An 801-nucleotide genomic window follows, 5' to 3' on the forward strand; every position below is an offset into this window, starting at 1 on the left:
CTGCTGAGCTACCGGGACGCAGGCGACGCACAGGCCTCGCGAGAGGCGTTGAACCGTTATCACGCAGTGGTGCAGCAGCGCGGCCTGCGCGACGCGGCGGTCGGGCTCGGGCAGGTCGTTCGCCCGATGGAGGGCGTCGAGCGCGGAGACGTGCAACGACTGCTTCGGCCGGAACAGCAGGCGGATCGCGATCGCTGCCGCGAGCGCGGCCAGCAGCCCGACCGCCGCCGAAAGCCAGATGTCGGACCAGAACGACGCCGGCTGCTCCGGAAGGTGCAGACCCCGGAGGCCGACGAGCGGATCAGTGGACGGCATCGAGCCGCTCCAGCAGAGGCGCGACCCGTTCGGGGCCAGCGGCCGCGTCGATCGAGATCACCGGCACTCCGAGCCCCATCAGGCGCTCGCGCCGGAAGTCGGCGCGCGCGTCGCCGCCGCGTCGTCCCGAGAGCCAGCCGCTGCGGCCGTCGCGTGACAGGAACGCATAGGCGCCGCGCGGCGCATCGCGCTCGAAAGCGTCCGTCACGAGCAGAACCGCGATCGAGACGCGGGTCGACGCCGCCCGTACGACCTCGTCGAATCGCAGCCCCGGCTCGTCGAGCCCGCTGGCGAGGATCAGATGGCCCCCGCGGGGAAGCGCCCCGACAGCGGTCTCGAGCGCGTCCGCAAGCGGCGGATCGGGTTGGTCCGGCGCGGCCAGCGCGTCCGCATGGGCGCGCGCCATGACGCCGATGACGCCGTTCATGGCTCGCTCGCCGCCCTTGGGGCGATAACCTTCAGGAGCACTCGGTGGTCATGATCCGC

1 protein-coding gene and 1 pseudogene are annotated in these 801 nt (G+C 72.5%); both read right to left on the bottom strand.

Going from position 1 to position 801, the window contains the following annotated elements:
* Positions 1–315 (bottom strand): annotated as a pseudogene (locus ACIKT0_RS19365) (hypothetical protein); the annotation flags it as partial.
* The gene (locus ACIKT0_RS19370; protein WP_407106894.1) at positions 302–742 is read right to left on the bottom strand and encodes a hypothetical protein; all 441 of its coding nucleotides are present in this window, start codon (positions 740–742) and stop codon (positions 302–304) included. The gene ACIKT0_RS19370 and the pseudogene ACIKT0_RS19365, both read right to left, overlap by 14 nt.
* Between the last annotated feature and the right edge of the window lie 59 nt (positions 743–801).

This window comes from Hansschlegelia beijingensis (genome assembly GCF_045505405.1).
GTDB classification, from domain to species: Bacteria; Pseudomonadota; Alphaproteobacteria; order Rhizobiales; family Methylopilaceae; genus Methylopila; species Methylopila beijingensis_A.